This is a genomic window from Microbacterium sp. ARD32, assembly GCF_031844385.1.
Classification (GTDB): Bacteria; Actinomycetota; Actinomycetes; order Actinomycetales; family Microbacteriaceae; genus Microbacterium.
On the sequence record NZ_JAUZVD010000004.1, the window covers coordinates 133,663 to 152,357 of the forward strand.

At 70.9% G+C, this 18,695-nt stretch carries 18 protein-coding genes and 1 tRNA gene; 4 read left to right on the forward strand and 15 right to left on the reverse strand.

All coding sequences use genetic code 11. The features are described from left to right. Position 1: 1 nt before the first annotated feature. The 6 genes from phnD to Q9R19_RS13820 form a co-directional block, all read right to left on the reverse strand. Positions 2–1,018: a phosphate/phosphite/phosphonate ABC transporter substrate-binding protein gene (gene phnD / locus Q9R19_RS13795; protein WP_311256969.1), complete on the reverse strand. Its 1,017-nt coding sequence runs from the start codon at positions 1,016–1,018 to the stop codon at positions 2–4. Positions 1,019–1,053: 35 nt separating this feature from the next. Next, positions 1,054–1,731, reverse strand: a complete 678-nt coding sequence (locus Q9R19_RS13800) for an HAD family hydrolase (protein WP_311256970.1) — start codon at positions 1,729–1,731, stop codon at positions 1,054–1,056. 60 nt (positions 1,732–1,791) lie between these two features. Beyond that, the gene (locus tag Q9R19_RS13805; protein WP_311256971.1) at positions 1,792–2,490 is read right to left on the reverse strand and encodes an amino acid deaminase; all 699 of its coding nucleotides are present in this window, start codon (positions 2,488–2,490) and stop codon (positions 1,792–1,794) included. Continuing rightward, positions 2,480–3,514: a ribose-phosphate diphosphokinase gene (locus Q9R19_RS13810; protein ID WP_311256972.1), complete on the reverse strand. Its 1,035-nt coding sequence runs from the start codon at positions 3,512–3,514 to the stop codon at positions 2,480–2,482. The genes Q9R19_RS13805 and Q9R19_RS13810 overlap by 11 nt, the downstream gene beginning before the upstream one ends. A 10-nt stretch (positions 3,515–3,524) precedes the next feature. Then, on the reverse strand, positions 3,525–4,973 hold the full coding sequence (glmU, locus tag Q9R19_RS13815) for a bifunctional UDP-N-acetylglucosamine diphosphorylase/glucosamine-1-phosphate N-acetyltransferase GlmU (RefSeq protein ID WP_311256973.1): 1,449 nt from the start codon (positions 4,971–4,973) through the stop codon (positions 3,525–3,527). 1 nt (position 4,974) lies between these two features. Then, positions 4,975–5,046, reverse strand: a tRNA-Gln gene (locus Q9R19_RS13820). Between the two features lie 57 nt (positions 5,047–5,103). On the opposite strand from Q9R19_RS13820, the gene Q9R19_RS13825 reads away from it, so the two are divergent. Both Q9R19_RS13825 and Q9R19_RS13830 read left to right on the forward strand, forming a co-directional pair. Further along, the gene (locus Q9R19_RS13825) at positions 5,104–5,598 is read left to right on the forward strand and encodes a MarR family transcriptional regulator (protein ID WP_311256974.1); all 495 of its coding nucleotides are present in this window, start codon (positions 5,104–5,106) and stop codon (positions 5,596–5,598) included. Positions 5,599–5,616: 18 nt separating this feature from the next. Further along, complete coding sequence (locus Q9R19_RS13830; RefSeq protein WP_311257067.1) at positions 5,617–6,558, forward strand: pseudouridine synthase; 942 nt, start codon at positions 5,617–5,619, stop codon at positions 6,556–6,558. On the opposite strand, the gene Q9R19_RS13835 is transcribed toward Q9R19_RS13830, so the two are convergent. The 6 genes from Q9R19_RS13835 to Q9R19_RS13860 all read right to left on the reverse strand — a co-directional run bounded on the left by Q9R19_RS13835 (position 6,545) and on the right by Q9R19_RS13860 (position 12,204). After that, on the reverse strand, positions 6,545–7,204 hold the full coding sequence (locus Q9R19_RS13835) for a methionine ABC transporter permease (RefSeq protein ID WP_311256975.1): 660 nt from the start codon (positions 7,202–7,204) through the stop codon (positions 6,545–6,547). The genes Q9R19_RS13830 and Q9R19_RS13835 overlap by 14 nt on opposite strands. After that, a complete protein-coding gene (locus Q9R19_RS13840; RefSeq protein ID WP_311256976.1) occupies positions 7,204–8,241 on the reverse strand; it encodes a methionine ABC transporter ATP-binding protein in 1,038 nt (345 codons plus the stop codon). Before Q9R19_RS13840 ends, Q9R19_RS13835 begins: the two co-directional genes overlap by 1 nt. 23 nt (positions 8,242–8,264) lie before the next feature. Continuing rightward, positions 8,265–9,176 (reverse strand): MetQ/NlpA family ABC transporter substrate-binding protein, encoded by a 912-nt coding sequence (locus tag Q9R19_RS13845; protein WP_311256977.1) that lies wholly within the window; start codon positions 9,174–9,176, stop codon positions 8,265–8,267. Between the two features lie 103 nt (positions 9,177–9,279). After that, the gene (locus Q9R19_RS13850; RefSeq protein ID WP_311256978.1) at positions 9,280–10,209 is read right to left on the reverse strand and encodes an alpha/beta hydrolase; all 930 of its coding nucleotides are present in this window, start codon (positions 10,207–10,209) and stop codon (positions 9,280–9,282) included. A gap of 7 nt (positions 10,210–10,216) precedes the next feature. After that, the gene (locus Q9R19_RS13855) at positions 10,217–11,644 is read right to left on the reverse strand and encodes an amidase (protein ID WP_311256979.1); all 1,428 of its coding nucleotides are present in this window, start codon (positions 11,642–11,644) and stop codon (positions 10,217–10,219) included. After that, positions 11,641–12,204, reverse strand: coding sequence for a TetR/AcrR family transcriptional regulator (locus Q9R19_RS13860; RefSeq protein ID WP_311256980.1), 564 nt, complete (start codon positions 12,202–12,204; stop codon positions 11,641–11,643). Before Q9R19_RS13860 ends, Q9R19_RS13855 begins: the two co-directional genes overlap by 4 nt. A 213-nt stretch (positions 12,205–12,417) precedes the next feature. Here Q9R19_RS13860 and Q9R19_RS13865 point away from each other — a divergent pair, with 213 nt between their 5' ends. Next, positions 12,418–13,731 (forward strand): MFS transporter, encoded by a 1,314-nt coding sequence (locus tag Q9R19_RS13865; RefSeq protein WP_311256981.1) that lies wholly within the window; start codon positions 12,418–12,420, stop codon positions 13,729–13,731. On the opposite strand, the gene Q9R19_RS13870 is transcribed toward Q9R19_RS13865, so the two are convergent. Further along, on the reverse strand, positions 13,712–15,526 hold the full coding sequence (locus Q9R19_RS13870; RefSeq protein WP_311256982.1) for an ABC-F family ATP-binding cassette domain-containing protein: 1,815 nt from the start codon (positions 15,524–15,526) through the stop codon (positions 13,712–13,714). The genes Q9R19_RS13865 and Q9R19_RS13870 overlap by 20 nt on opposite strands. A 43-nt stretch (positions 15,527–15,569) precedes the next feature. Continuing rightward, positions 15,570–16,457, reverse strand: coding sequence for a hypothetical protein (locus tag Q9R19_RS13875; RefSeq protein ID WP_311256983.1), 888 nt, complete (start codon positions 16,455–16,457; stop codon positions 15,570–15,572). A 188-nt stretch (positions 16,458–16,645) separates the two neighbouring features. Here Q9R19_RS13875 and Q9R19_RS13880 point away from each other — a divergent pair, with 188 nt between their 5' ends. Then, positions 16,646–17,218, forward strand: a complete 573-nt coding sequence (locus Q9R19_RS13880) for a YetF domain-containing protein (RefSeq protein ID WP_311256984.1) — start codon at positions 16,646–16,648, stop codon at positions 17,216–17,218. A gap of 12 nt (positions 17,219–17,230) precedes the next feature. Here the strand turns inward: Q9R19_RS13880 and Q9R19_RS13885 are convergent, their stop codons facing one another. Further along, positions 17,231–18,622 (reverse strand): threonine/serine exporter family protein, encoded by a 1,392-nt coding sequence (locus Q9R19_RS13885; RefSeq protein ID WP_311256985.1) that lies wholly within the window; start codon positions 18,620–18,622, stop codon positions 17,231–17,233. Positions 18,623–18,695 lie beyond the last annotated feature (73 nt).

Consider the following 18,695-nt stretch of genomic DNA (forward strand, 5'->3'; position numbering starts at 1 on the left):
GTCAGTTGGCGAACTTCTGGAGGATCTCGCCGTAGCGGTCGATCTCGTCCTGGTTCGTCTCGGCGGTCCAGTCGGTGAGGCTGACCAGATCGGTCATGACCTGCTTGGCCTCGTCGGAGGAGTCGACGTAGCCGTCCATGAGGTCGGTGAGCTCGGCGACCAGGTCATCCGGCAGCGAGCTGCTCACGGCGACGCCGCCGTTGGGGATCATGTCGGTGTAGGCGAACGCCACCACCTTGTCGGCCACGTCCGGCGCCTCCTTGAGCACGCTGGAGCGGGCGTCCCAGAACCCGAACGACACCTCGGCGTCGCCGTTGTAGACGGCCAGCACGGCGTTGTTGTTGCCCTCGACCGGGACCTGGGTGATGTCGGCGTCGGTGTCGATGCCGGCATCCTGCATCGCGACGACCGGGTACTGGTAGCCGGCGGGCGAGGTGGCCGCCTGCAGCGCCACCTTGGTGCCCTTGTCGATCTTCTTCAGCGCCTTCAGTCCCCCGGGACCGGTGCCGGTGGCCTTCTCGCCGGCGGTCTCGATGCCGTTGCAGTAGGAGAGCTCGACGTCGTTGGCAGCGTAGGTGGCCTTCACGGGCGCGTCGGCGCAGTACTTGTCGGGGTTGCTGGTGAATCCGACCGACGCGTACGAGCTGGCGCCGAAGCGCACATCGCGCAGGATCAGCTTCGCGTCGTACTGGTTGATGGCGTTGTAGAGCGACCCGGCGTCGGTGATGATGACCTGCGCCTGGTCGGCGCCGAGCGCCTCGACGGTGGCGGCGTAGTTGTCTGCGACCACGCCCTTGACCTCGATGCCGAGCTCGTCGCTGAGGTAGCCGGTCAGCGGGGTGAGCGCCTCGGCCAGGTCGGCGTTCTCGGTGGAGGGCACCAGCGAGATGGTGATCTCGTCGGGCCAGGCGCCGTCGGAGGATCCGTCGGCGGTGGTGTCGCCGCCGGCGCAGCCGGCGAGGATCAGGACGGATGCGGTGGCGATGCCGACCGCGGCGATGGTCTTGCGCATGTGCATGAGTGCCTTTCGAAGCTGGTCTTGCGTTGTCGGGATCAGGAGGCGGGGTCCGGGGCGCGCAGCGCGTCGTCCGCCCAGCGGCGGATGTCCGGCACGAGCTCGGACAGCGCGGCGGCGCGGAAGGTGGGCTGCTCGGGCGAGGTCGCCGCGGTCGCCCCCACCAGTGCGGTGTCGGCGCCCAGCTCGTGAGCGGGCGCGAGGTCGTTGACGAAGATGTCGCCGATCGAGAGCACGGGCCCGTGCTCGAGCGCTTCGGTCACCAGCGCGCCGAGCCCGGCGGGCTTGCCCACCACGAAGTGCGTGGCGGTGAAGCGGTCGGCGATCCCCCACTCCACCAGCAGCGCCGGGATGCCGTCCTCGGGCGCGTTCGTGGCGAGCACCACCCGCACGCGCGGGTCCAGCTCGGCGAGCAGCTCGGCGAGGCCCTCGGCGGCCTGCACGGGGGCATCCGCCGTGCCTAGCCTGGTGCGGCTGTGCGCGTAGGCCGCGCTCAACGTCGCCTCATCCACGCCGTCGGTGCGCGCCAGGGTGCCGACCACGTCGTAGCCGTCGCGGAAGCTCGAGGATCCGCGGTCGTAGTCGGCCAGGGCGGTGCCCACTCGCTCCAGGTAGTCCGCGCCCGCGCTCTCGGCGGCGAAGCGGGCGAACGCCCGCACCGGTCCGTCGCCGACGGCGACCGTGCCGTCGAAGTCGAAGATGATGGTGGGGTTCACGCGCACTCCTCTGTGATGGACATCACGTCCAAGATTAGAGGTAGTTCGTGGACAATGCGTCTACTTCGGGTGAACAGCCGGTGACGGGGCCTGGGGAGGGGCCGCGTTCCAGCGCCAGCGGACGTCGGCGCGGTAGTCCGCGACCACCGCCTCGGGGTCTCCCGACATCGGGAAGACGGTGATCAGCCGCCACGCGCCGGCGGTGCGCGCCCCGTAGATCAGTGCGGTCGCGCCGGATCGGGCGGCGGATCCAGGTGCGCGGTCGTGCTCGGGGCCGGCGAGCACCACGCGGGTGGGGACGCCGTCGACCGCGGCATCCGCACGACCGCGAACCGAGACGGGCGGTTCGGCGAGCAGCGGCAGCGCCACGGCCGTCACCCGCTGCAGGGGCGTCGAGTGCTCATCGCCCCACAGCCGGAAGGCGTGCGGCGGCTGACCGAGCGTCGTCGCGAGCCCGCCGTCCTGCCAGCGGTCGCGCTTGTAGCCGTAGGGCGTCAGCACGGTGGAGAACCAGTACCCGTACACGTGGATCAGCCCGGCGCTGCCCACGGGGAAGCGCGCCGGGATGCCCGCGATCGCATGCAGCCGCGCGAACAGGTCCTCGTCGATGACCGCCGCGCCGGTGTTCTCGTCGATCACCGTGGAGCGACCCCAGTCGTCGAAGCGTCCGTGCGCGGCATCCGCGGAGACGAACTCCGCCACCTCGTCGAACGCCGGGACCCCGCTCACCTGCGCGGGCGGATGCGGCTCAGGCCGCACCGTTGAACATGCTGGTGACCGAGCCGTCCTCGAACACCTGCTTGATCGCCGTCGCGAGCAGCGGGGCGATCGGGAGGACGACCAGCTCGTCCCAGCGACGGGACGCCGCCAGCGGGACGGTGTCGGTGACCACGACCTGGTCGATCGCCTCGTCCTGCAGACGCACCGAGGCGGGGTCGCTGAAGATCGCGTGCGTGGCGGCGACGATCACCTTGCGCGCACCGTTGGCCTTCAGCGCCTGCGCCGCCTTGACGATCGTGCCGCCGGTGTCGATCATGTCGTCGACGAGCAGGCAGGTGCGATCACTCACGGTGCCGACGATCTCGTGCACCGAGACCTGGTTGGCGACCTTGGGGTCGCGGCGCTTGTGGATGATCGCCAGCGGGGCGTTCAGGCTGTCCGACCAGGTGTCGGCCACGCGCACCCGGCCCATGTCGGGCGAGACGATCGTGAGCGTCGCCCTGTCCTCGGCCGTCAGGCTCTCCTCGAAATGCCGCAGCAGCACGGGCTTGGCGAACAGGTGGTCCACGGGCCCGTCGAAGAACCCCTGTATCTGCGCGGCGTGCAGGTCCACGCTCATCACGCGGTCCGCGCCGGCGACCTTGAGCATGTCGGCGACCAGGCGCGCGCTGATCGGCTCGCGTCCGCGGCCCTTCTTGTCCTGACGCGCGTACGGGTAGTACGGGGCGACGACGGTGATGCGCTTGGCGGATGCGCGCTTGGCGGCGTCCAGCATGATCAGCGTCTCCATCAGCCACTCGTTGATCGGCTCGCCGAAGGACTGCACGATGAACAGGTCGCAGCCGCGGATCGACACCTCGAAGCGCGCGTAGATCTCACCCGAGGCGAAGGTGCGGTGCTCGACGGGAGCCATCTCCTGGCCCAGCGCGGCCGCGACGGCCGCCGTCAGCTCGGGATGCGAGCGACCGCCGGCGACGACCAGCCGCTTCTTGGTCTTGGCGATCAGTCCCGGGGCGACCCCGTTCTCGCGATCCAGCGCCACCGTCTTCTTCTTGTGCCCCATCCGAGCCGCCCTATTCCGCCGATCGTTCCCGCACGGCCGCATCCGCCGCGCCGGTTCCTGCCCTGTTCTTCTCGACCCACCCCTCGATGTTGCGCTGAGGGGCGACGCTCATCGCCAGCGAGCCCGCCGGGACGTCCTTGCGGACGACCGCGCCGGCACCGGTCTTCGCACCTGCCCCCAGCCTAACGGGCGCGACCAGCACCGTGTGCGAGCCGGTGTGCACCTCGTCGCCGATCTCGGTGCGGTGCTTGTTCACATCGTCGTAGTTCGCCGTGATGGTGCTCGCCCCGAGGTTCACGTGCCGTCCGATCGTGGCGTCCCCCACATAGGACAGGTGCGGGACCTTGCTGCCCTCGCCGATCTGCGCGTTCTTCGTCTCGACGTACGCCCCGATCTTGCCGCCCTCGCCGAGCACCGTGCCGGGTCGCAGGAACGAGAACGGACCCACCGTCGCCCGCGCGCCGATCACCGCGAGGTTCGCATCGGTGCGCTTGACGACGGCGTCCTCGCCGACCTCGCAGTCCACGAGGGTGGTGTCCGGGCCGATCGTCGCACCCGCGGCGATCACCGTGGCGCGCAGGATCTGGGTGTTGGGCAGGATGGTGACGTCCTCGGCGAGCTTCGCGTCGTCGTCGATCCAGGTGGTCGCCGGATCGACGACGGTCACCCCCTCGCGCTGCCAGCGCCGCACGATGCGGGCGTTGAGCAGCGAGCCGACGACGGCGAGCTGGGCGCGATCGTTGACGCCGTAGGTGACGGTGACGTCGGAGACGACGGATGCCGCGACCCGGTCGCCGTCGCGGCGCAGCAGCCCCGGCACGTCGGTGAGATACATCTCGCCCTGCGCGTTGTCGACGCCGACCTCCGGCAGGTAGCGGCGCAGCGTCTCGGCGCGGAAGACGTACATGCCGGCATTGATCTCGCGCACGGCGGCCTCGTCCGCGCTGGCGTCCTTCTGCTCGACGATGCGGTCCACGCCGCCGTCGGCGTCGCGGATGACGCGCCCGTAGCCGGTCGGGTCGTCGACGACGGCCGTCATCAGCGTGGCCGGGGCACCCACCGCCCGGTGCTCGCGGAGGAGTCCCGCGAGCGTGCCGGCGTCGGCCAGCGGGCAGTCACCGGAGAGCACGAGCACGTCGCCGCCGAACTCGGCCGGCAGAGCATCCAGGGCGACCTGCACGGCCCTGCCCGTGCCCGGGACCTCGTCCTGATCGACGAACACGGCATCGGGATGGTCGGCGGCGAGCGCGGAGACGACCTGATCGCGCTCGTGGCGCACGACCACCTCGATGTGCTGCGCTCCCAGCGCGCGGACGGTGTTGAGCACGTGGCCGACCAGTGGTCGTCCCGCGATCTCGTGCAGCACCTTCGGCCGGCGCGACCGCATGCGGGTGCCCTGTCCTGCGGCGAGGACGATGATGGCGAGATCGTCGAAGGTCGAGATGTTGTTCTCCGTCATGCTCCGCCGCCAGGATTCGAACCTGAACCTCACAGCTCCAAAGGCTGTCGTGCTGCCGTTACACCACGGCGGACCACGGCCGCCGGAGGGCGGAACCGCGTGATAAGTCTGCCACGGGATAATGGACACCATGAGCGAGGTGGATGAGGTCGATCGGATCGTCAGCGCGTGGAACGCGCAGCGTCCCGACCTGGACTTCTCCCCGCTCGAGGTGCTCTCCCGCATGGACCGCCTGTCCCGCCATCTCGATCGGGCGCGGCGCGAGGTGTTCCACCGCAGCGACATCGAGCCGTGGGAGTGGGACGTGCTCTCCGCGCTGCGCCGGGCGGGCGCGCCGTTCCGGCTCTCGCCGAAGCAGCTGCTGCAGCAGACGCTGGTGACCAGCGGCACCATGACCAACCGCATCGACCGGCTGGTCGGTCGCAGGTTCGTGCGACGCGAGGCCGACCCCGGCGACGGCCGCAGCGTGCTGGTGATCCTCACCGACGACGGGCGGGTGCGGGTGGATGCCGCGATCACGCGCCTCGTGGATGCCGAGGCCGAGCTGCTGCAGGCGCTGCCGCGCGCGGACCGCGACCGCCTGGCCGGGCTCCTGCGCAAGCTGAGCCTCAGCTTCGACGTCTGAGCGGGTGAGCTGATGGCGATGGCATCCCCGCTGCCCGTGCGCGACGGCGTCGGCGCCACCCGTCTGCACGTGCCGCTGACAGGTGAATGGCCCACGATCTCGGCGTACATGGCCGAGCGGTTCTTCCATCTCGACCCGGAGCGTCTTCTGGTGCGCTTCGACCGGGGCGAGATCGTCGCGCGCGACGGATCGTCGCTCACGCGCGAGACCCCGCTGGGCGCCCACGAGTTCGTCTGGTACTATCGCGAGCCGCCGGTGGAGACGCACATCCCGTTCGAGATCGAGGTGCTGCATCGGGACCGCGATCTCGTGGTCGCCGACAAGCCGCACTTCCTGCCCACCACGCCGGGCGGCAAGTACCTGCAGAACTCCGCGCTGGTCCGGCTGCGGAACCTGCTGGGCATCCCCGAGCTGACGCCGATCCACCGGCTCGATCGCGCGACCGCGGGGCTGCTGATGTTCTCGGTGCGTCCGGCGACCCGAGGGGCGTACCAGCTGCTGTTCGAGCAGCGGCGGGTCGAGAAGGTGTACGAGGCGGTGTCGCCCCTGCCCGCCGACTGGGATGCGGCATCTCCCGCCCTGGCGGGGCGGCCCTTCCCGATCGTGTTCCGCAACCATATCGAGAAGCTGCGCGCGCACGTGTGCGTGCGGGTGGATGCCGAGCGCGCGCCGAACTCGGAGACGCTCATCGAGCTCGTCGCCGCCGACGAACGCGTGCTGCACACCCGGCTGCGCCCGCACTCGGGCCGGATGCACCAGCTGCGCGTGCATCTGGCCGCGCTCGGCGCCGGCATCCTGAACGACGGCTTCTACCCCGACCTGCTCCCCGAGGCTCCGGACGACTTCGCGCGCCCGCTGCAGCTGCTGGCGCGCGAGCTGCGGTTCCTCGATCCGGTCACGGGGGCGCCCCGCGAGTTCGTCACCCGCCGGGTGCTGCAGGAGGCGCCTACCGGCGCATGACCACGCGCGCCAGCCTGGTGCCGAGCAGCTGCACGAGGTGCACGAACACCACGATCAGGACGATCGCCGCCCACATCACCACCGGCTCGAACTGACGGAAGCCGTAGATCTGGGCGAACGCGCCGAGCCCGCCGCCGCCGATCATCCCGGCCATGGCGGTCATGTCGATCAGCGCCACGACGATGAACGTGTAGCCGAGGATCAGCGGGCCGAGTGCCTCGGGGATCACGACGGTGCACAGGATCCGCCACGGTCCCGCCCCCATGGCGCGCGCCGCCTCGATGACGCCGGGCGAGACCGAGACGAGGTGCTGCTCCACGATGCGGCCGACCGCGAACGACGCCGCCAGTCCGATCGCGAACGCGCCGGCGGTGGTGCCGATGCCCGAGCCGACGACGGCCCGGGTGAGCGGCATCGCCACCGCGATGAAGAGCACGAACGGAATCGGCCGGAAGAAGTTCACCACCAGGCCGAGCAGCCCGCCGATGACGCGGTTCGGCAGCAGGCCGCCGCCACGCGTGACATACAGTCCCATGCCGATGAGCGTGCCCAGCACGCCCGCCATGATCAGCGCGAACGTCGTCATGTAGAGGGTCTCGACGGCCGACTTCCAGAACTCCGGCCCCAGCTCGATCAGGCGGTCCATCAGCGCGCTCCCTCGATCTCGGTGGCCGTGGCGTGTCGGCCGATCGAGGCCAGTGCGGCGTCGATCGCCGCATCCGCTCCCCGGATGGCCAGCGTGAGATGGCCGAACGCGCGACCCCGGATGTCGTTGATCCCGCCGTAGACGAGCTCGAACTCCAGACCGGCCTGCGCCAGGTCGAGGAGCACCTGCGACTGGGACGAGTCGCCGTCGCGGAACGAGAAGGTCACCAGCCGGCCGGCGTGCCGCTCGCGCAGCGCCGCCGCCTCGGCGGGCGACGGCACCCCCTTGATGACGGTGCCGACGAAGCGCTGCGAGGCCGGATGCCGCGGGCGGGAGAACACCTCGAACACGTCGCCCTGCTCGATGACACGGCCCTTCTCCATCACTGCCACCTTGGTGGCGATCGTCTGGATGACGTCCATCTCATGCGTGATGATGACGATCGTGACCCCCTGCTCGCGGTTGACGCGGCCCAGCAGGTCGAGCACCTCGTGCGTGGTCTGCGGGTCCAGTGCGCTGGTCGCCTCGTCGGCGAGCAGGATGCGCGGCCGGGTGGCCAGGGCGCGGGCGATGCCGACGCGCTGCTTCTGCCCACCGGAGAGCTGGTCCGGGTAGGCCCGCGCGCGCTCGCTCAGGCCGACGAAGGCGAGCAGCTCCGCGACGCGCGCGGCGATGTCGGCCCTGGACCATCCGGCGAGCTTCAGCGGATAGGCGACGTTGGCGGCGACCGTCTTCGACGAGAACAGGTTGAACTGCTGGAAGATCATGCCGATGCCGCTGCGCACTCGTCGCAGCTCCCGCTCGCCGAGCGCCGTGATGTCCGTCCCGTCCACGTGGATGGAGCCGCCGCTGGCGGGCTCGAGCGCGTTGATCAGCCGGACGAGCGTGGACTTGCCCGCGCCGGAGTAGCCGATGATGCCGAAGACGTCACCCTGCTCGATGTCGAGGGTGACGTCCTCGACCGCCGTCACCGGCTCGGCGGCCCGGCCGGCGGCCGGGTAGCTCTTGGTGACGCCGGCGAGGCTCACGATGGGCATGTGTTCTCCGGGGTCGCGCGAGGTCACTTCTCGTCGATGACGGTGTTCTCGAGCACGTCCTTCAGCGACTTCTGCAGGTCGGCGGCCGGCGTCTTCAGCAGCACCGCGGTGTTGCCGGACGACTCCTGCAGCCCCTTCTGCACGGCGGGGTCGGTCTGGAAGATCTCGACGAGCTTGTTGTAGGTGGGGTCGTCGACGTCGTCCGCCCGGGCGGCGAAGATGTTCACGTACGGCAGCGCGTTGGGATCGGACGGGTCGTCCTGCGCGATCGCGTCCTCGAAGGAGAGTCCGGCGTCCTCGACGAAGTCGTTGTTGATGATCGCGGCGGCCACGTCGGGCAGCGCGGTCGGGATGAGCGCCGCCTCCAGTGCGGTGACCTTGACCTTCGAGTTCGCGGTGTCGACGTCGGCGAGGTCGCTGACGATCGTGCCGCCGCTCTTCAGCTCGACGAGACCGGCCGACTGCAGCACGAGCAGCGCCCGCGCCTGGTTCGAGGCGTCGTCCGGAACCGCCACGGTCTCACCCTTGGGGATGTCCTTCACGTCGTCGTACTTCTTGGAGTACAGGCCGAGCGGGTAGATCGCGGTGGCGCCGATCGGCTGCAGGTCCTCACCGGAGGCCTTGTCGTACTGGGCGAGGTACACGATGTGCTGGAACTGGTTCAGATCGAGGTCCCCCTCGGTCAGCGCGGGGTTGGGCTGCTCGTAGGAGCCGAAGTCGACCAGTTCCACGTCGATGCCCTCCTTCTTCGCGGCGGCGACGAAGGCGGGCCACTGCGCGTCGCCCTTGCCGACGACGCCGATCTTGACGGTCTCGGTCTTCGAGTCGGCGGAGCCGGGGTCGGATGCCGGATTCGAGGCGCAGCCGGTCAGGGAGGCGATCAGCGCAGCTGCCGCGACGGCAGCGGCGGCGAGGGTGGTGGTGCGGCGGGACATGGTCGGGTCTCTTCCTCTCGTGGGGGACGTCAGAACGCTACGTGCCCGCCCCGCGCGCCCGGCAATCGGCCCGTCACATTACGTCACAGCATCCTGTCTGCCGCTATTGTTCGCCGCGCCGGCCCGCGGTGCCGAGCACCTCCAGGATCGCGTCGACGACCGCTCGCGGCTGCTCCTGCGGGATCAGGTGCCCCGAGCCCGCCACGATCTCGACGCGTCCGTGCGGGTGTCCGGAGAGGGCGGCCGCGGCATCCGCGTTGAACCGCTCGCGGAAGCGCCGTGCCGCCGCTCCCTTCTCGGCCCGCCCGCCCTGGAGGGCGATGACCGGGACCGGGGGAAGGCCATCCGCCTCCCAGCGCCGCAGGGACGGCCCCGACGCCAGCACCTCGGCCATCTCGCGGATGCCGGTGCGCATCGCGCGCACCGACGCGTAGTCCCTGGTCAGGATCGCCATGTCCTCGTCGCCGAGCTCGGGGGCGGGCCCGTGCGGAAGCACCATCCGGATCACGCGGGAGGCGCCGCCGAACCTCACCATCAGCGAGGTCAGGCGGAAGGATGCCCGCCCCAGGGTCACCTGCGTGCGGGTGACCGTCGTGGCGGCCAGCGATGCATCGACGAGCACGATTCCCGCCGCGCGCTCCGGATGGCTGCGCAGGAATGCGCGGATGATCGGGCCGCCCCAGCTGTGCGCCACCAGCACGAGGGGTCCGTGCTCGCCGCTCGCCGCCAGCATGGCGTCGAGGTCGTCCGCCATCCGCTGGAGCGTGCGCGGGTGCGGATCGTCGTCGCTGCCGCCGTAGCCGGACCTGTCGTACGAGAGGGTGCGGGCGCGGGCGCCGACCGCCCGCTGCACGGCGAGCCACTCGGCGGCCGGTGCGCTCATGCCCGCCTCGAACACCACCAGCGGGCCCTGCCCCCGGCCCGAGCGCAGGGTGCGCAGGCGCCGTCCGTCCGGCAGCTGCGCGAAGTGCTCGGTCAGGCCCGTCCCCGGGTCGAGCGAGCGTGGGTCCGCGAGGTCGTCTCGGCTCATCATCCGTCTCTCATTCCTCCCAGGCGGCGGGGTGGACGAGGTGCCACTCCTGCGCGGCCTCGATCTGCGCCGCCAGGCGCAGCAGCAGCACGTCCGAGCGGGGACGGCCCACGATCTGAGCCGACAGCGGAAGCCCCGTCGTGGTGAATCCGGCGGGCAGCGCGATCGCGGGCTGACCGGTGAGGTTCGCCCACGGCGTGGGGCACGACCAGTCCAGCATTCTGTCGAGGACGGCATCCATCCCCTGTGCCAGGAAGTGGCCGATCCGCACCGGCGGAGCGGCCGTGACGGGTGTGAGTGCGACATCCATCTCGTCGAACGCCGCGAGGAACGCGCTGGCGTAGCCCGCCAGGCGCGCCTGCGCGACCATCAGGTCCGCGGCGGAGAGCGCCTGGGCGCGCTGCATCAGGAACCGCGTCAGCTCGGTGTAGCCGACCCATCGCTCCTCGGGGGCCGTCATGCCGGCGGAGGTCGCCACCGCGCAGGTCAGCCACGTGCGCAGCGCGTCGACGACGGCGGGGTCGAGGCGAGCGGGGATGCCGATCTCGCGGACCTCGTGCCCCGCAGCGCGCAGCACGTCACCTGTGCGCCGGATCGCTGCGGTCAGTTCCTGGCCCTCGTCCACTCCGTCCAGCCCGGTATCGGTCCACATCCCGATCACGAGCGGACGCTCCGGCGGACGGGAGAGCGACGCCGTCAGGCTCTCCTCCGCCTCCCAGCCGTAGAGGTCGCCGGCCCAGGGCCGCGCCATCGCCTCCAGGAGCATCGCGGCGTCCTCCACGGTCCTGGCCAGCGGCCCCTCGGTGCCCATCGCCATGAAGGTCGAGGCGGGCGCGATGCTCACCAGCCCGCGGCTGGGCTTGACGCCCACCAGATTGCACGTGGCGGCCGGTGTGCGGATGGACCCCGCGCTGTCGCTGCCGTGCGCGAACGGGAGCAGGCCCGCGGACACGGCGGTCGCCGCGCCGCCGGACGAACCGCTCGAGTAGCGCGAGGTGTCGTAGGGAGTGACAGCCGCGTGACCGGTGACGTAGTCCTCGGTGTAGCAGGTGGAGCCGAGCTCCGACGTGCTGGTCTTGCCGACGAGCACCGCCCCGGCACTGCGCAGCAGCCCCACCGTCCAGGAATCACGCGGCGGGACGACGTCGGCGAGCGCCGGCGACCCGGCCGTGGTCCGGATGCCCGCCGTGGCGTGCAGATCCTTCACGCCCAGGGGCAGGCCGGTCAGCGGGCCGCCCTCACCCGCGTCGAGCAGCCCGTCGGCACGGTCCGCCTCGGCCAGAGCGCTCTCCGGCACGACCGTGACGAAGGCGCCGAGCGGTCCCGCGAGCCGTTCGATCCGCTCGAGGTAGTGCGAGGTCAGCTCGCGCGAACTGACCTCGCGAGTGCGCAGCGCCCGGCGCTGCTCCGCCGCGGAGAGATCGTGCAGGGCGCTCATCGCGTCACCCGCGCGCCCATGAGGCCGTGGACGATGTCGGCCAGGGCATCCAGCTCGTCGAGCGTCATCACCTGCCGTCCGACCAGCCGGCGATGCATCAGCGGCCCTTCGAGAAGGTCTCCCAGCATCGCGGGCTCGGGCATGTCGACGAGTTCGCCCCGGCGGACCGCGCGCACGATGGCGTCGCGCAGGGGCTGGGCTCGCCGCAGCGTCATGGTGCGGAACGTCCGCTCCGCCTCGGCGTCGAGGTCAGCCAGCACCCCGATCGCCACATCGACCCAGTCGGCGGACCACGACTGCCACAGCGCGCCGAGGTAGGCGCGGATGTCTCCGCGCAGGGACCCGGTGTCGAACTCGGGCACGCCGGGCAGATGCGCCGCCATGGCAGCGGTGACCAGCTGCGCCTTGCTGTCCCATCTCCGGTAGATGTCCGTGCGGTGCGCACCGGCGCGCTCGGCGACCCGGGCGAACGAGAGGGTGTCGTACCCGGACGCCGTCACGACCTCCCAGGCGGCCGCCAGCAGCCGCTGCTCCAGCTCAGCATCACGAGCGCGTCCCATTCCGGCCTCCTCGCACAGAACTACATCATGTAGCGGATCACTCTACGACCCGGGCGCCGGCAACCGCAACAGTTCAGGAACTGGGTCTTGTGCTCCGGTGACCTCGGCCCTAGTTTTAGGCTACATGCCGTAGCCCAAAGCGACCGACGTCGTCGTCTGTCCCCGCGGTTCCACCACGACCGAGGCCGTCCGGCCGCAGAAGGATGTGCACACATGACCACCGTCGACGGGGCGCCCACCGCCGTGCGCCCCACTCCCCGAAGGACGCGAACCGGCGCCCTCGTCCTGCTGGTGCTGACCTCCGCGCTGCTGCTGATGGACACCAGCCTCATCAGTCTGCTCATCGAGCCGATGCGTCGCGATCTGCGGTTCTCCGACGCCGAGCTCGGCCTGCTGCAGGGAGCCTTCCCGACCATCGCCTTCGCGGTCTGCGCCCTGCCGATCGGTCTGCTCGTGGACCGCTTCAGCCGGGCGAGGATGATCCTCATCGCGCTGATCGCCTGGGCGCTCGCGCTCGTGCTGATCGTGATCGCCCCCGGTTTCGCACTGCTCGCGGTCGCGAAAGTGCTGATCGGCTGCGTGCAGGCGGTGCTCATCACCGCCCCGTTCAGCCTGGCCGCCGACCTGACCGAGCGACGGCGGCGCAGCACCGCCGTCGCCGCGCTGACGATCGGGCAGTCCCTGGGCGCCGCGCTGGGCTTCGTCCTGGGCGGCGTGGTCTTCACCGCCATGTCCGCCGTGATCGACACCGAGCCCTGGCGGGTCACCGTGCTGATCTTCGCCGCGGCCGGCGTGCTCCTGATCCCCTTCTTCATCCGGTTCCGGGAGCCGGAGCGCACCGAGACCGACGCCGGCACGCGCAGCACCCGCGCTCTCTTCAGCGAGCTGCGCCGTCACGCGCCGGTCCTGTGGCCGCTGTTCATCGGCTACGCCTTCGCGCAGGTCGGGGCATCGCTGCTGCAGGTGTGGGCCGCGCCCGCGCTGATGCGCCGCTACGGGCTGAGCGAGCTCGTGGTCGGCAACATGGTCGGCGTGGTGATGTTCGTCGGCGGGATCGTCGGCGCCGTTCTCGCCGGCTGGGTCATCGAGCTGCTGCGGCGCCGGAACCGACGCGGAGCGGTCGCGATCGGCTTGGCCGCGGTCGTCCTCGGCGCCGCGGGTTCGATGGCGCTGATGCCCACGGGCGCGGGCGGGGCGGCCGTGTTCGGGATCGGCGTGGCGGCGAGCGCGTTCATCGGCACCGGCGTGCCCGCGTTCCTCATGCTGTACCTGCCCAATGAGCTGCGCGGTCTCGCCGGCGGCGCGCTCGTCCTCTTCGGCGTCGGGCCAGGCGCCACCATCGGCCCGAGTGCGGTCGCCGCCATCTCCGGCGCGCTTCCCGGCGCGCAGGGGCTCGCACAGGCGATGGCGCTGACCGGCGTCTGCGCCGGTGTGCTGTCGTTCGCCTTCTTCGCGCTGCTCTCCCGGTTCACCGGCGCGGCGGCGAGCGGTTCCGCGCCACCGCGGCTCAGCCCAGCTGCTCGGTGAGCTCGAACCAGCGCAGCTCGAGCTCCGCCACCTCGTCCTGCTGCGCCTGGATCGCCTTCATCCGCTCGCCCAGTCCGGCGTAATCGGACTGATCGTGATCGGCGAGAGCGTGCTTGGCCCGATCGACCTGGTCGTTCAGCTTCTGCATCCGCCGCTCCAGCGAGGCGAGTTCCTTCTCAGCCGCGCGTAGTTCGGCGCCGGAGAGGGCGGGGGCGGATGCCGTTCGCCCGCCGCGTTCCGCCTCGTCGCTGCGCTCCTCGCTCGACGAGCGGGAGGTGCTCTGCGCCGCTCGCAGCCTCAGATACTCGTCGACTCCACCCGGCAGATGCCGGAGCCGGCCGCCCATCACCGCGTACTGCTGATCCGTGACCCGCTCCAGGAAGTACCGGTCGTGGCTCACCACCAGCAGCGTTCCCGGCCAGGAGTCCAGCAGGTCCTCGATCGCGGCGAGCATGTCGGTGTCCATGTCGTTGGTGGGCTCGTCCAGGATGAGGACGTTCGGCTGATCGAGCAGCACCAGCAGCAGCTGCAGCCGGCGCTGCTGGCCGCCGGAGAGCTCCTTCACCCGGGTGGAGAGCTGGGCGGAGCTGAACCCGAGCCGCTCAAGGAGCTGCCCCGGGGTGAGGTCCTGCGCCTTGGAGCCGGCGCCGAAGGTGTAGGAGGTGCGCAGGCCTTCGATGACCGTGCGCACCGGGTCGTCCCAGTGCTGCTCGAGCTCGGAGGTTCGCTGGGTGAGCGTGCGCACCTGCACGGTCTTGCCGCGCTTGACCCGACCGCTGGAGGGCACGGTGGTGCCGGCGACGAGCCCGAGCAGCGTGGACTTGCCCGCGCCGTTCACACCGAGGATTCCGGTGCGCTCCCCCGGCGCGATGCGCCACTCCACATCCTTCAGCACCTCGTGGCCGTCGTAGGCGACACCGGCGTCGAGCAGGTCGACCACGTCCTTGCCGAGCCGTGAGACGGCCAGCGACTGCAGCTCGGTCTTGTTGCGGATCTCCGGAACGTCCTCGATCAGGGTGTTGGCGGCCTCGATGCGGAACTTGGGCTTGCTGGTGCGCGCGGGCGCACCGCGGCGCAGCCAGGCGAGCTCCTTGCGGGCGAGGTTCTGACGTTTCGCTTCGGATGCCGCTGCCATCCGGTCGCGCTCGACGCGCTGCAGGATGTACGCCGCGTACCCGCCCTCGAAGGGCTCGACGATCCGGTCGTGCACCTCCCAGGTGGCGGTGCACACCTCGTCCAGGAACCAGCGGTCATGGGTGACCACCAGCAGCGCCCCGGCATTGCGCGCCCAACGGGTCTTCAGATGTCCCGCGAGCCAGGTGATCGCCTCGACGTCCAGGTGGTTGGTGGGCTCGTCCAGCACGAGGACGTCCCAGTCGCCGGTCAGCAGCGCCGCCAGCGCCACGCGCCGACGCTGCCCGCCCGAGAGCGAGGCGACGGATGCCTCCCAGTCGAGGTCCGCGAGCAGCCCCGCGATCACGTCCCGCACCTTCGCGTCGCCGGCCCATTCGTGCTCGGGGGCGTCGCCGACCACCGCCGTGCCGACGGTGAGCGCGTCGTCGAGCGTGTCGGCCTGGTCGAGCACACCGATGGTCGTGCCGCCGCGCACCGTCACCCGGCCGCCGTCCGGGTCGAGACGCCCCGCCAGCATCGCGATCAGGCTCGATTTGCCGTCGCCGTTCCGGCCGACGATGCCGATGCGGTCGCCCTCCTCGATGCCGAGGGTGACCGAGTCGAAGACGACGCGGGTGGGGTATTCGAGGTGCAGGCCTTCGGCCCCGAGAAGATGCGCCATATCCCCTCACTCTACCGAGCGGGCGGGTGGGTTCACGGACAGGTCAGCCCGCGAACGCGCAGTGCATCATCACGGCCGTCGCATCGGTGGCGCCGGACTTCGCCGTGGGGTCCGCGGTCTGGAAGCCGAAGAACTTCACCCCGTCCCTCGTGAGAAGGGTCGCACTCGGCAGTTCGTACACCGCGACCTCTTCACCGGCCTCGAACACCGTGGGGGCAGCTGCCGCCGGGGCGGCGCGCCCCTCGACCGTGTCGTCGAGGATGCCGTCGAGCCAGTCCGAGCGCGGGCAGACGCCTCCCCATGCCGCAATCGGTACGGTCTGGATCGGATATGCCACGCCGTCGATCACGTCGACGGATACGTCACGCACCTGTGCGCCGGTGCCGCCGTCGGCGCAGTCGCGGTCCTCGTCGGTATGCGGCATCCAGAGCGTCTGCTCGATCCGGAACCCGGGATCGGCTGCGGCGACCGAGTGGACGGCATCGCCGCACCGGGTCGTGCGGGCGATCGGATACAGCACCTGCGTCGCCACGGTGTCGTCACCGGCACCGAGCCAGATGTACCACAACTCCAGGAGGCCGTTGCCGTCGTGCTGCGAGACGGGCACCGCGAGATCGACGACGCCATCGCCGTCAGCATCGCCCTCGACCCCTGTCCCGATCTCGTAGGTGCGACCCGAATCGTCGGTGGCCGTCCCCTCGTGAAACTCGACGGTGAACGGCTCGAGGAGGCCATCGGGCGCGAAGGACCACTCGGCATCGGCGATGTGTGCCCGGATGTCCTCGCCCGAGAGAGCGGTGCTCTCGGGCGACGGAGCGCCACCGTCCGGTGACGCCGGTGTTCGCGACGGTGACACCGCCGTCGAGCAGGCGCTGAGCAGCAGCATCGCACCGGCGACGGCGACGGTCACGACAGGGCGGTGGCGCATCATCGGTTCCCTCCGGCTCCGGGCATCCGCCCCCGGATCGGGGCGCCACACGTCGGAACGCATCTCGCGATCACGTTCTCACGGTACGAGAGCCGACGCAACGGGCATGAGGGAGGACACAGGATCCCCACGGAGCTGCAGCTCGCGCATCCGATCGGCGGACTCCTGGCGCCGGTGAGAGGATGTTCGGCATGTCGGATGTTCTCAATGACCTCCTCACACACCTCGGCGCGACCCCGATGGATCTGATCGGCGTCGTGCTCGCCGCCGTGGGGATCTACATCGCGTTCCTGCTGCTGGTGCGGCTCTTCGGGCCGCGCTCACTGCACGGCATGTCCACCTTCGACGCGATCCTGGTGATCATGTTCGGCTCCGTCGCGGCGCGCGTGATCCTCGGGTACACGCCGACCCTGGCCTCCGGCGTCGTGGGGCTGGCTACGCTGTTCCTCCTCGAGGCGGCGTTCGGACAGGTCCGCGCGACCGCACGCGGCACGCGCCTGCTCAACGCGCGGCCCGTGCTCGTCCTGGCCGACGGCGCTCCGCTGTCGGCGGCGATGAAACGCATGCATCTGACGGAGACGGAACTGAACTCCGCCCTCCGCCGCGCGGGAGTCCGCGCCCGTACCGAAGTAGCCTGTGCGATCTTCGAGCCCAACGGGCATCTCAGCATCATCCGCTACGGCGAGCTCATCGACCCAGGTCTCCTCCACGACGTGATCGGGAGGGAGCACATCCCGACGGCGCTTCTGCGACCCGCGCGCTGAGCCCTCGCAGCATCACCGGATGCGGCCGCGCCGACGCACCACGCTCTGCAGGGTGTCGCGCACCGGCGCGCCCAGCACCAGCCCGAGTGAGGCGCCGGATGCCAGCGCCAGGCCGATCGCGCCGGCGTGGAACAGTTCCGAGAAGCCCTGGATCAGCTGCACGGTGTCGCCCTCCGCCCCCACGATCGCGAGCAGGCCCCGGTAGACGACCGAGCCCGGCACCATGGGCACGATCGCGGCCGTGGTCACCGCGATCGACGGCACGTGCAGACGATGCGCCATGAGGGTGCCGATGAAACTGGCGGCCAGCGCACCCAGGGCGCTGGCCAGCGGCACGCCGATGTCGCCGGCGACGGCCGCGCTGAATCCGGCCCAGGCGATGCCGCCCAGCAGCGCGGAGACCAGGATGGTGCGAGCGGTGGCGCCGTTCCACACGGCGACGGTGACGGCGATCAGCACCACTCCCGCCATCTGCATGGCGGCGGGGCCGAGCGTCGGCGGATCGGTGGACAGCGGGAAGCCGGCGCCGAGACGGCGGGCCAGGGCGACGCCGCCGACGATGCCGATGACGACGCCGAGCGTGAGCAGCGCCAGGTCGAGAATGCGCCCGCCGGCGGTCAGCGCGAAGCCGTCGATGGCATCCTGCGCCGCCGCGACCACCGACATGCCGGCGAGCATCAGTACGATCCCGGCCGCCACGATGAGTCCGGGGCTGGCGTCCTCGAACACCGCGACGCCGTGTGTGCGCAGCACGTTGGTCACCGCGGCGAAGGCCGTCACCACGAGCGCCCCCGCCGCCTGCGAGAAGAAGAACGGCAGGTGCATCCGGCCCGTCCAGCGCTGCACCAGCGCGGCGCCGCACGCCGCGAGCAGCGCCACCAGGGTGGTCAGCCACGACGCCCCGTAGAGCAGGCAGACGCCGACTGCGAGCAGCCCCTGCGCCGCCACGATCACCGCGGGGCGATAGCGGAACGGCGTGCGGCGGACGACGTGGAAGCGCAGACGCGCCTCGGTCAGGTCGAGCCCGGCTTCGATGTCCGCCACGAGCGCCTGCAGCTGCTGCAGCTTGGCATGGTCGGGCACGGGAGCGCGCACGACGCGGATGAGCGTGAAGGGCAGGTCGGATTCCCCGCCGTGGTACGAGACGGCGATCGAGTTGAACGTGATGTCCACGTGCACCGGGCGGATGCCGAACGCGGCCGTGACCCTGGTGGCCGAGAGCACGACCTCGTTGGCCGCCGCCCCGACGGCGATGAGGGCCTCGGCGATCCGCATCGCCAGCTCGATGACTCTGCGGGCGTGCATCTCGTCGATCGAGAGGATCGCCTCTGTCATCGGACGCGAGGACGCATCGACGTGGATCGCCTCGGCCAGGCGCACACGCCAGCCCTTCCGTGCAGCCATCACCCCATCTTCACAGCACCTCCGGTGCCGGCTCAACCTCGCCCGCGGTGGTCGCGGCGCGGTCCGAGCGCTG

What these genes read in the sequence shown, in the direction of transcription:
- phnD (WP_311256969.1), bottom strand. Translation starts at nt 1,018, where the DNA reads ATGCACATGCGCAAGACCATCGCCGCGGTCGGCATCGCCACCGCATCC.
- Q9R19_RS13810 (WP_311256972.1), bottom strand. Translation starts at nt 3,514, where the DNA reads ATGGGGCACAAGAAGAAGACGGTGGCGCTGGATCGCGAGAACGGGGTC.
- glmU (WP_311256973.1), bottom strand. Translation starts at nt 4,973, where the DNA reads ATGACGGAGAACAACATCTCGACCTTCGACGATCTCGCCATCATCGTC.
- Q9R19_RS13825 (WP_311256974.1), top strand. Translation starts at nt 5,104, where the DNA reads ATGAGCGAGGTGGATGAGGTCGATCGGATCGTCAGCGCGTGGAACGCG.
- Q9R19_RS13830 (WP_311257067.1), top strand. Translation starts at nt 5,617, where the DNA reads ATGGCATCCCCGCTGCCCGTGCGCGACGGCGTCGGCGCCACCCGTCTG.
- Q9R19_RS13835 (WP_311256975.1), bottom strand. Translation starts at nt 7,204, where the DNA reads ATGGACCGCCTGATCGAGCTGGGGCCGGAGTTCTGGAAGTCGGCCGTC.
- Q9R19_RS13840 (WP_311256976.1), bottom strand. Translation starts at nt 8,241, where the DNA reads ATGCCCATCGTGAGCCTCGCCGGCGTCACCAAGAGCTACCCGGCCGCC.
- Q9R19_RS13845 (WP_311256977.1), bottom strand. Translation starts at nt 9,176, where the DNA reads ATGTCCCGCCGCACCACCACCCTCGCCGCCGCTGCCGTCGCGGCAGCT.
- Q9R19_RS13850 (WP_311256978.1), bottom strand. Translation starts at nt 10,209, where the DNA reads ATGATGAGCCGAGACGACCTCGCGGACCCACGCTCGCTCGACCCGGGG.
- Q9R19_RS13855 (WP_311256979.1), bottom strand. Translation starts at nt 11,644, where the DNA reads ATGAGCGCCCTGCACGATCTCTCCGCGGCGGAGCAGCGCCGGGCGCTG.
- Q9R19_RS13860 (WP_311256980.1), bottom strand. Translation starts at nt 12,204, where the DNA reads ATGGGACGCGCTCGTGATGCTGAGCTGGAGCAGCGGCTGCTGGCGGCC.
- Q9R19_RS13865 (WP_311256981.1), top strand. Translation starts at nt 12,418, where the DNA reads ATGACCACCGTCGACGGGGCGCCCACCGCCGTGCGCCCCACTCCCCGA.
- Q9R19_RS13870 (WP_311256982.1), bottom strand. Translation starts at nt 15,526, where the DNA reads ATGGCGCATCTTCTCGGGGCCGAAGGCCTGCACCTCGAATACCCCACC.
- Q9R19_RS13875 (WP_311256983.1), bottom strand. Translation starts at nt 16,457, where the DNA reads ATGATGCGCCACCGCCCTGTCGTGACCGTCGCCGTCGCCGGTGCGATG.
- Q9R19_RS13880 (WP_311256984.1), top strand. Translation starts at nt 16,646, where the DNA reads ATGTCGGATGTTCTCAATGACCTCCTCACACACCTCGGCGCGACCCCG.
- Q9R19_RS13885 (WP_311256985.1), bottom strand. Translation starts at nt 18,622, where the DNA reads ATGGCTGCACGGAAGGGCTGGCGTGTGCGCCTGGCCGAGGCGATCCAC.